Here is a 10286-nt window from a genome sequence, read left to right on the forward strand (position 1 = left end):
GGGTTGGTCGGATGCTTACAATCTAAGCGATTTACTACAAGGTGAAACCATAGGCGATGCCGCTAACCTTGCAGATTATCTAAATTGGGATGCAGTGACCGAAGTGCTAAGTGTGAGTGTAGATGGCAACTTTAGTGGAGGATACAATGCCGCTCAAAGTGATCTAAATATTCAAATTGATAACTACGCAGGTGACTTTAATAACTTGGTAGATAATCATATTATTTAGGAACTAGAGAGGACTAACCATTACTAGCTAACGTTTGTCTAACTAGCCAAGCTTCTGTCCTGTAATGTAGTAAGAAAACTTGGCACGAATAAAGCCAGACAGTATAAAGCCAGAGTATTAATACTCTGGCTTTTTTTTATTTTCATTAAGTCAATCTGAAGCCATGAGGTTAAAGATGAGCGTAATTAGTATATTTGTACTATAAACACTAGTACCTGCTAGGCCTATAGTAATTAAGCGCCATTTAATTTACTAAACAATAAAAACATACAGGGCTTATTTATAATGAATAATATAAATCAAAAAATAATATCAGACGTATTTAATATTAATAATAAAAACATAAATAATAATGCAGAAGTAGTTGTCGCTGCTATTCAACCACAAATACTAGCGATAGACCCAAGTTATGTGCTGGCCGTCTCGGTTGATAGTATTACAGGAGACAATGTTATTAATATCGTTGAAGCCAGCCAGGAGGTAGTGTTAACCGGAACAGTGGCTGGTAATTATGGAGAGCTTATTTCGGTTACAGTGACCATAAACGACAATGAATATGAAGCCAAGTTGGATTCAAATAACGCTTATTCAGTAGCTGTATCGGGCAGTGATTTAGTAGCTGATAACTCGGTATCGGTAGCAGCTTTTGCAGTTGATTCAACCGAGAATACTTATAACGGTGAAATAGAGCACAGTTACGATGTACAACTTGAGCCGCGAGCTGCTCCCAATGTTGTCATTACCGAAGATATTGACGATGATGGGGTTATCGAAAACTCAGAGCTTCAAGACACAGTAGATTATGTGGTAACAGTAGATGCAGATGCGACTGTGGGCAATACGCTGCAAATCACCACCACCTATACTGAGAATGGGGTGGTCACCGATAATGTCATAGAGATAATGGTTACCGAAGAGATTATTGCAAATGGTTACACTGGCTCGTTTACGGACGTTACTGGCCCCACTGATGGTTCAGAAATCATAGTGGACACTATTATCATTGATCAGTATGAAAACGCTTCAACCACCAGTACCGATTCTGCGGTACTAAATCTAACCGAAATTGACCCTTGTGAAGATCCTGGTATTGATGCGGATCCAGTATTTTTATGGCATCTAGGTGCTAATCTTACTGCGACAGAAGGTCCATCAGATCAGCGTGGCAAAACTGGTGGGAAGTATGGCGATGATATAAATTATGCTACTAGCGATTTGAACGATGCTATCTATATCGGTTATAGCGGACTAGACAATGATGATAATTTAGTTAAATCTCCTTGGGATGGTGATTTTGAAAGAGATCATGGAGATGGGAATGCATTATGGAGCTTGGAGACCTATGGTGGTCATGATTTAGTACATATTCGTGAGGATCAAAATGCTTATACGTCTGCCAAATTAGGTAGCGGGAACGATACTTATTATGTTCAAGGTGAAATGGATGCGGTATTGAGTTTGGCCCAAACTAATCTTGAAGCTCGAAGCTATATCTATACTGAAGAATGTAACGACACTGTGGTAATCGGTGGTAATGGCGAAGGTAAGGTCACAGGGTGGGGTATAGACGGTGGTCGTATCTTTATGGGACGTGGTAATGACGAGGTGACAGTGTATGGTGAAATGGATGACGGTGGTGTCATTGATTTAGGCGCAGGTCGTGTTGAATTTGCTTTAGATGAGCAAGCAGCAGCATCAGTAGATAGTGCTGAGCATACTAACTATCTGACGATTACCCATAATCTTGGAAATGCTGGTGCAAATGATTTTGGTCATGTCTTTGGTGGTGATGCAAATGACAATGTTAGCATTGGTACCTTCGTTGAAGGCACTAGTGAAGTTAATTTAGGTGAGGGTACTAATAATATCGATATTGGAGATGATTTAGACGGTCAGTCTAAGATTATTACCGGTAGTGGAGTCGACACTCTAGTCATTGGCGATGATACAGAAGACTCTTCATCAATTGATTTAGGAGATGGCAATAACTCAATCACTATTGCCAGTTATGTCGAAGACCACTCTACTATCAAAGTGGGTAATGGTAATGATGTCATCGAGGTGGCTAAATCTATGGTCAATCACAGCGAAATCCATCTCGGTGAAGGTGACAACTCGCTAAGCTTCGGCAAAAATATTTTAGGGGCAACGCATATCACAGCAAGCGCTGGTGTGGATACGCTTGTGGTAGGTCATAAAATTGATGGTCGTGCCGATATTGACTTAGGAGCCGGCAATAATATTATTACTACGGGTGATGATGTTGATGGTCATAGCCGATTAACTACTCATGAAGGCAGTGATACCTTAACAGTCGGTGAAGATGTTGAAGATTATGCGGTTATTGATTTAGGTGATGGTGACAATATTATTAACGTAGCAAGGCATATAGAAGATCATTCAACCATTATTACCGGTGACGGGGAAGATACTTTAGCTGTTGAAGGGTCAACTTTAAATCATGCTTCAGTGAATCTTGGAGGTGGCAGCGATGTCATGAGCGTTGTAAATAGCGTCAAAGGAGATTCAAGTATAGATTTAGGTATGGGTGACGATATCATTACGGTCTGTGGTTCAGATTTATCAGGTCTTATCGCTGGAGGCTCAGGTACAGACACCCTAATATTAGATTATAGTTTAGATAGCCGTTTGGTAGACGGCAATAGACATATTACCAATGCAACGACAGAGAATTTGACGGGTATCGAGAGGGTTGAGCTAAACGGCCAAAATGTTTTAGATGTCCGGTTTGAGGATATATTGCAAGATACTGACCGTGAATCGGCATTATTTATTAATGGTAATGATCTAAGTAAGGTCGACTTAGGCTCAACTAACTGGAGTAGTGATGATACTTCTAAAGCGAAAATGGATGATGTGACTGGGGGTGATTGGTCACTGGTCAACAGCGAAGTTATTGCTGGCGTGAGTTATGACGTGTATCAACATTCAAACGCTGTGAGCGCGCTAAATGATGTCTATATTGAACAAGGGGTTATGGTTATTTAATCAGCAACTATTTTATTCTTGGCTATTAGAATCATAGTTCCTTAGCCAAGCCTTGAATGCACAAAGTTAAAAAGCCACAGACTTAAAGAACATGTGGCTTTTTTATTAGCTGTACTTTTTTAGGTATAGGTAAAAACAGCAGATAACAATAAAAATAGATAAGTAACTACGTGAATTTAAAGAGTGAATATTGTTAAGTTTTTATTAAATAAATATGAGATAAATAAAAAGATAAGTTGATTTTATAATTTAGTCAAAACTACCTATAGCAACTAATAAATTATGTTAATGTAAATAGGAGTAGGAAGGTAATTGATAATAATAATTTAACAATATGCTTTAAAGCTCAGGTTGTAATTCTTTTATACTTCGCTAATAGTGAAAAACTATGATGAATAATACTTTGCATAAGAAAAACATCTTACTAATAGATGATCATGAACTATTTAGGGTAGGACTTCGCCTCATACTAGAGCCAGAAACAGATGCCAATATTATAGAAATAGAAAAAATTAGTGATTTAAGCTTAGTCAGTACAAACATAGACGTAGTTCTGCTCGATATTTGTTTGCCAGGTATCAATGGTCTTGAGGGTATGTCAATTATTCAAAAGCATTGGCCCAAGTCCAGGATTATGCTTCTTTCTGCTTCTAATTATCATGACAATATTAATACCGCTTTAGAGTCTGGAGCTAGCTGTTTTTTAAATAAAAACTCAGCCCCTGAAGTCATCATTAAAACAGTTCAGTCGCTACTAAAAAAAAGAAGCCTAAAAAAAATTTTCAATAATGGAAATGGAGAAGAGTGCTCCGCTATAAATAAGCCTAAGCCTATGTTAAGCAATAGGCTGTTAGAAGTGCTAGCTTTGCTTGCTCAGGGCATAAGTAATAAGGAAATAGCAGATCAGCTATTTATTAGCGAGCACACTGTACGCAATCACATTGCAACGCTCATGTCGCATTTTGATGTACATAATCGTACTCAAATTATTATAGAGGCACAACGGGCTGGATATCTATCCAATTTTGATTAGTACTCATAAGGTCTTGACTGGTGTGATGGTTTATCCCCTCATTTGATAACAATCTCGGAGCAAGTATGATACTGCTAGATGATATTGGAGGGTTAAGTCATTTAATTGCTAATCAAAAAACAGCTGAAGCTATTTTGTCTAAGCAAGTACGCCATGTGAATCAAGTGCTGCCTTACTTCTTAGGGGGCATATTGATTACTGGTTTTATTTTTCTTGTGATGATGGTGTTTGCGCTACCTACGAAGCTTCTTTATAGCCCCATTCACTTTACCTGGGTTATTTATCATAGCTTTACCATCATTATATGTTGGTATCTTTGGAAAAAAGCCCTAGCTGATTCAACGAAAATTACACATAGTTATCTTAAAAAGATTTTTTTTATTTTACTTATCTCTTTACTCTCAGCCAATATTTTTGGTTTGGCTTTTTATATTATTTTAAAAAATTCGGTCTTTGGTTCGTTAGTAATTGAACCTAGTTTATTTTATATATGGATTATTTATCATAGCTTGGCACTTTATCTGTGTTATCGCAGTTGGAAAGACATAGATAAAGTCATTGATGAAATGCAAAATGGTCATTCGTTATCACCCATTGGAGAGACGTTAGGCGCTAATAATTTATACTTCAGACCAGAGACTAATCATCAAGCTGATTACCTAGCAAGTTATACCGCTTATAGAGTTCTATTTACTTGTATGATGTTGTTAGGCTGCTTATGGGCCATAGCAGTAGCAAAGGTTTTAAGTACCGATATCGACCTATCGGTGTCTTTGTTCGTTTTAATAGGTTTGAACTTTACAATTATCAGTGCTGCAATGTCTAGTATTGGCATTTTTCGACAGGTGTTAAATGCTTTTGCAATCCCCAGTTTACTAACTTGGTCTACTATATTCTTCTATATCAACGACTATCAATTGATAGTTCTTTCTCTAGTGGTAATAGTCTTTGTCTTAACACATTGTTATTTTGCCAAAAATCATTGGCTTAACTCGATTAGGACCATTGAAATCTATCTTGAAAATACTCAGTTGGTTTCACGGCTTGAAAGCAAGTCGAAACAGCTACAGCGAGTCAGTGCTGCAAAGACTCAATTTTTGGCAGCGGCTAGTCACGACCTACGCCAGCCAGCACATGCCTTAAACTTATTTATTGAAACTTTATCTAGGACGAAATTAGACGATAAACAGCGAAGTATTGTTGAGTATGCAAAAAATGCGAGTCAATCTAGTAGCGATATGTTAAATAGCATTCTAGATTACTCGCATTTAGAATCAGGAGAAATGATACCTAATATCGTTGCAACAGATTTAGATGCCATTTTACAGCACTTAGTCGATGAGTTTAGCGCTGAAGCTGCACTTAAGGGAATAAGTTTACACTATAAAAAGACTAACCTATGCGTAGCAACCGACCCTTCGATGTTGTCTTTGATTTTAAGGAATTTTCTGAGTAATGCGCTACGTTATACCGCTAAGGGCGGAGTGTTAATAGGGGTGCGTTACGTAGCTGAACAAAACCAGACAAATAAATCTGATACACGTCTTTGTCGAATTGCTGTTTGGGACACCGGATCAGGCATTAAAGAAGAAGAGTTAGAAGGGGTCTTTGATTCTTTCCATCAACTGGAGCGTAATAACCAAACCAATCAAGGTTTAGGTTTGGGATTGTCTATTGCTAAAGGTTTGGCCAAATTATTAGATACTCCTATACATGTTAAGTCTGTGTTTAATCGAGGCTCTCAATTTTATATCGATGTGCCGACATGCAAATTTAATGAAGAAGCCGATAAAGTAGATGAGTCATTTAAGACTAATAAAATTTCCAAAGTCAGTATCTTAGTAGTAGAGGATGATGATACGGTGTTGGTCTCTATGAAATTGTTATTAGAGTCTTGGGGGTATAAGGTATTAGGTGCTCATAATGTACAGGAAGCCGCAAAACAATATCGATTACATACCCCGCAGTTAGTTATTACTGACTATCAGTTGGCAGAACTTTGTACTGGCGTGGAGGTGTTAACAGTCATTAAAAGTATGGCTGCTTTAATGGGAACTGACTCTTCACTACAGTGCCTAATTTTAACTGGGGATACCAACCCTAAAATTTTAAAAATTGCTAAAAATTTAGAAGTGGCTTTATTGCATAAACCTATAACGCCCTTATCTTTAAGAAATAAGTTAAAAGAGCTTGTGTCAATGCTGTCAGTCTAGCTTTTGTTAACCTGAATATCGCGATGGCTTATAGTTAGATATAATGTCTTTTTTTAATCTTAATCTTAATCTTAGTCTGCTATTAGTGTATTGTCGATCTAACCCAAACTCAATACCTATATTTTATCGGCTGATAAAAACTCTACTTTTAGATATAAAAACTATTAAGGAAATATTATGCACATCTCCGCTAACTTTGATGCCGGTAATATCGAAGTTATAAGTTTAGAAGACAAACAAGACATCCAATTGAAAATTCGTCCCGACTTCGGAGATGAGTTTTTTCAGTGGTTTAACTTTCGCTTGAGCGCTGAAGTAGGTGAGCAGTATGTGCTAAATATCGTCAATGCTGGCGAGGCCTCTTACGTTGAAGGTTGGAATGACTACCAAGCGGTTGCTTCTTACGACCGTGATTATTGGTTCCGTTTACCCACTACTTATAAAGACGGTAAGTTGAGTATCGAGGTCGAGTTAGAATGCGATACTATTCAAATTGCCTACTTTGCGCCGTATAGCTATGAGCGTCATCAAGACTTATTAGCAGCGGTTCAAGTACATCCTCTGGTGACACTAGAGCATTTAGGCAAAACTTTAGACAAACGTGATTTGACCTTGGTTAAAGTTAGTGATGAGGAGAATAGCTCAGATACGGCTAAGCCCAATATTTGGATTATAGCCCGCCAGCATCCAGGCGAAACAATGGCCGAATGGCTAATTGAAGGCCTGTTATATAGTTTACTAGATGAGGCTAATCCTACAGGTAAGCGTTTACTTGAAAAAGCGAACTTATACATTGTGCCAAATATGAATCCTGATGGCAGTGCACGAGGACACCTACGTACCAATGCTGTGGGTACTAACTTAAACCGTGAGTGGGAAAGCCCGAGCTTGGACAAAAGCCCTGAGGTATTCCACGTTATGAAAAAGATGGATGAGACTGGTGTAGATTTATTCTATGACGTACACGGTGATGAAGCATTGCCCTATGTGTTCTTGGCAGGATCGCAAGGTACGCCAAGTTACAGTGAGCGTTTGGCTACCTTGCGTGAAAAGTTTGCAGAGGCATTGCTTCTAGCTAGTGCAGACTTCCAAACAGAGTTTGGTTATGAGATTGATGCTCCAGGTCAAGCTAACATGACAGTGGCAACCAATGCTGTTGCTGAGCGTTATGACTGTCTAGCTAATACTCTTGAGATGCCATTTAAAGATAACGTTAATTTACCTAATAAAGACACAGGTTGGTCGCCTGAGCGTTCAATTAAGTTTGGCGAGGCCTCACTTGTGGCTATGCTTGCTGTTGTGGATGAGCTGCGTTAATAGCTGAACTGTTTTTTTAGTTGTAAATGTTAAAGCCTTTCAAGCTTAGCTTGGAGGGTTTTTGTGTTTAATGAGCTTAAGACAAAGAATTTATAGACTATTTGTATAAACTGTAATTGGTTTTACTTAAACCTAGAAGATATTTTTCTAGGTTGTAGGTTATAGTATTAATATCAAGCAACGAGAAGAGACATAGAATGACTTCTACTAAGATAGAACAAATAAATAGTCCTATAGCAAAAGCTTGCGCTATAACCTTTCAAGGTAATGCTAGTAACAAGCGTCAGCAGGACGCGTTATTTTTTATAGATAACTATTATCAAGAAAGGATAGGTGTCACTGATGTTGTGGCAACTCATTTACCAATGTGTCTAGCCGTATCTGATGGCGTTGCTAGTTCTAATTATTCGCAGCATTGCTCCAAAGCCGTCGTTAAAGCTATTAAAACCTTAGTAATAAATCAACAGTCATTAACTGCATCTAAGATTCATCAGTTAATTACTCAAACCAAGCATCATGTAAAACGGTATGGTGCATCAGCAACACTTGCAATGCTTGAGGTCACAATAAATAGGCGGCAAGAGTCGGTAAAAGCACGAATAACTCATGTCGGTGATAGCCGCGTGTATAGACTTTCAAAAGGGTCATCGCATTGGCATTGCTTAACCCGAGATCAAAACCTGCTCAATGATTTGGTTGACGAGCAAATGCAAGCCAAAGATGAGCAAGCAAGTGTATCAGACTATAACAAGACGGGTATGGCTAGCATGCTATATAGCATAACTGAGTGTTTCAGCTTATCGACTAATGATGGGTTTAATAGTGAAGCGCCAAAAAGTGAAGTGGATACGATTGATATTTACTCAGGAGATAGCTTACTTATCTGTACCGATGGCATACATGACTTGGTCCCTAGTGACCATTGGGAGTTGATTGATGATAATACTGACCTTCAGCAGTGGTTGCTTGGGTTAAAAAGGCAGGTTTATCAATCCAAAGGTAATGCTTATGACAATGGCACAGCAATTGTAGTTCTTTTTAAATAAATAATCTCATTAGGTCTGACAACTGTATAAAGCGAGTATCAAATGCTAACCCACCCTATAGCAAATTATAAAAAGTCTGAGCGATTATTTGCCTTATATCAATGCCTGCCTCGAAATAAAGAACAAGCTGTCTCACTTACTGAGTTGATGACAGTTTATGGAGATAATCCTGATAGTTTTGCAAATGAGCGTAAGAATTTAGAGAACGATCTACATAGCCTAAACCAAGTATTTACAGATATTTTTTCTAGCCAAGCCTTGGTTCGGATTCCTGCATGGGAGCAAAATATTAGTGGGCAAGCCGCAAGGTTTTATATAGAGCCTGAATTTACTATAGATGTTGTTAATGAGGAATCAATATTCTTTTGGGAGATGCTTAGCAATTATACAGCTCACTATTTGCCCCTATCTTTTCAGAAAACGATTACTAATAAATTAGTACATATTCGCCGGCATGATAGAAATCGTTTTGTTCAAAGTCCGCTAGGGCAGTGGCAAGACAATCTAATAACGCTACCAAGTGTAGTGCAGGCACCCACAATTAATAAAGAGGTATTGGCAAGCATCCATCTGGCTTTACTTAATAAAAGCCAACTACAAATTGTTTATCAAAATAAATGGCAGCAAAAGCCGAAGCAAAGAACGCTTTACCCTAAAGGGTTGGTATTTATTGAAAATATGATGTACCTCACAGGTTTTAATCCTGTTGAGGATCATATTGATGATGACGTACTGCTCAAATCTCATCGCAATTTCGCTGTTAATCGAATAAAAGAAGCGACTGTGCTTAATAAGCCAATACCAGACTGGGTTTATCGAGATACGTTTACGCTGAACAACCTAAATAAAATAGGTAAGTTAGAGCCAACTACTAACAATGAGATTGAGTTGGTGCTTAAGGTGCAAAGATACGCTTGCCAGCATTTGTTCGAGTGTCCTTTATCAGACAATCAACAAATTAAGGTTATTAATGATAATTGGAATAGAGTGACGGCAACGGTTGCAAATACAAAGCGTTTAGAGGATTGGCTAGTGAGTATGTCGCAACTGGCTGTGGTCGAATCTCCTGTTGAGTTAAGGATGGCAGTTTTGGGTAGGTTGCGGAGCGCCATAGAGCTTTATCAAGAATAAAGCGCTAGCTTAATCAGATAAAAATTAAAAAAGAAATATAATATAAGGACTAAATTATGATTAGCGATAAGGACTATGTAAGTAATATACAAGAGCAGGGCTATATCAGAGCTAAGTTATACAGGCCAGATGAAATTGATAATACGCCATGCGCTTTTGCTTGCATTATTATTGATGATAAGTGGAGTAAAGAGTCACTTTTAGATCTAAAAGATAAAACAGGGTGTGTGAGTCTGATAGGTATACTGACTCATAGCAATAAGAATTGCTTAGAGACATTAAATACCGTCGGTAATCACCCCGAAAAA

General features: G+C 38.1%; 8 protein-coding genes. All 8 read left to right on the forward strand.

Annotation, left to right across the window (positions count from 1 at the left end; genetic code table 11):
• On the forward strand, positions 1-229 hold a 229-nt coding region (locus B3S92_RS05615; protein WP_296203639.1), incomplete at its 5' end, for a type I secretion C-terminal target domain-containing protein.
• A 285-nt stretch (positions 230-514) separates the two neighbouring features.
• Positions 515-3238 (forward strand): Ig-like domain-containing protein, encoded by a 2724-nt coding sequence (locus B3S92_RS05620; RefSeq protein WP_296203642.1) that lies wholly within the window; start codon positions 515-517, stop codon positions 3236-3238.
• A 388-nt stretch (positions 3239-3626) separates the two neighbouring features.
• A complete protein-coding gene (locus B3S92_RS05625; protein WP_296203644.1) occupies positions 3627-4271 on the forward strand; it encodes a response regulator in 645 nt (214 codons plus the stop codon).
• 191 nt (positions 4272-4462) lie between these two features.
• Positions 4463-6484, forward strand: a complete 2022-nt coding sequence (locus B3S92_RS05630) for an ATP-binding response regulator (RefSeq protein ID WP_296203646.1) — start codon at positions 4463-4465, stop codon at positions 6482-6484.
• A 177-nt stretch (positions 6485-6661) separates the two neighbouring features.
• Positions 6662-7801 (forward strand): M14 family metallopeptidase, encoded by a 1140-nt coding sequence (locus B3S92_RS05635; protein ID WP_296203649.1) that lies wholly within the window; start codon positions 6662-6664, stop codon positions 7799-7801.
• Between the two features lie 197 nt (positions 7802-7998).
• Positions 7999-8847, forward strand: coding sequence for a PP2C family protein-serine/threonine phosphatase (locus B3S92_RS05640; RefSeq protein WP_296203652.1), 849 nt, complete (start codon positions 7999-8001; stop codon positions 8845-8847).
• A 42-nt stretch (positions 8848-8889) separates the two neighbouring features.
• On the forward strand, positions 8890-9978 hold the full coding sequence (locus B3S92_RS05645; RefSeq protein ID WP_296203654.1) for a helix-turn-helix transcriptional regulator: 1089 nt from the start codon (positions 8890-8892) through the stop codon (positions 9976-9978).
• 56 nt (positions 9979-10034) lie between these two features.
• Positions 10035-10286, forward strand: a 252-nt coding sequence (locus B3S92_RS05650) for a hypothetical protein (protein ID WP_296203656.1), incomplete at its 3' end; no start/stop codon positions are given.

It is taken from the genome of Psychrobacter sp. UBA3962, from assembly GCF_002385225.1.
Taxonomy (GTDB): domain Bacteria; phylum Pseudomonadota; class Gammaproteobacteria; order Pseudomonadales; family Moraxellaceae; genus Psychrobacter.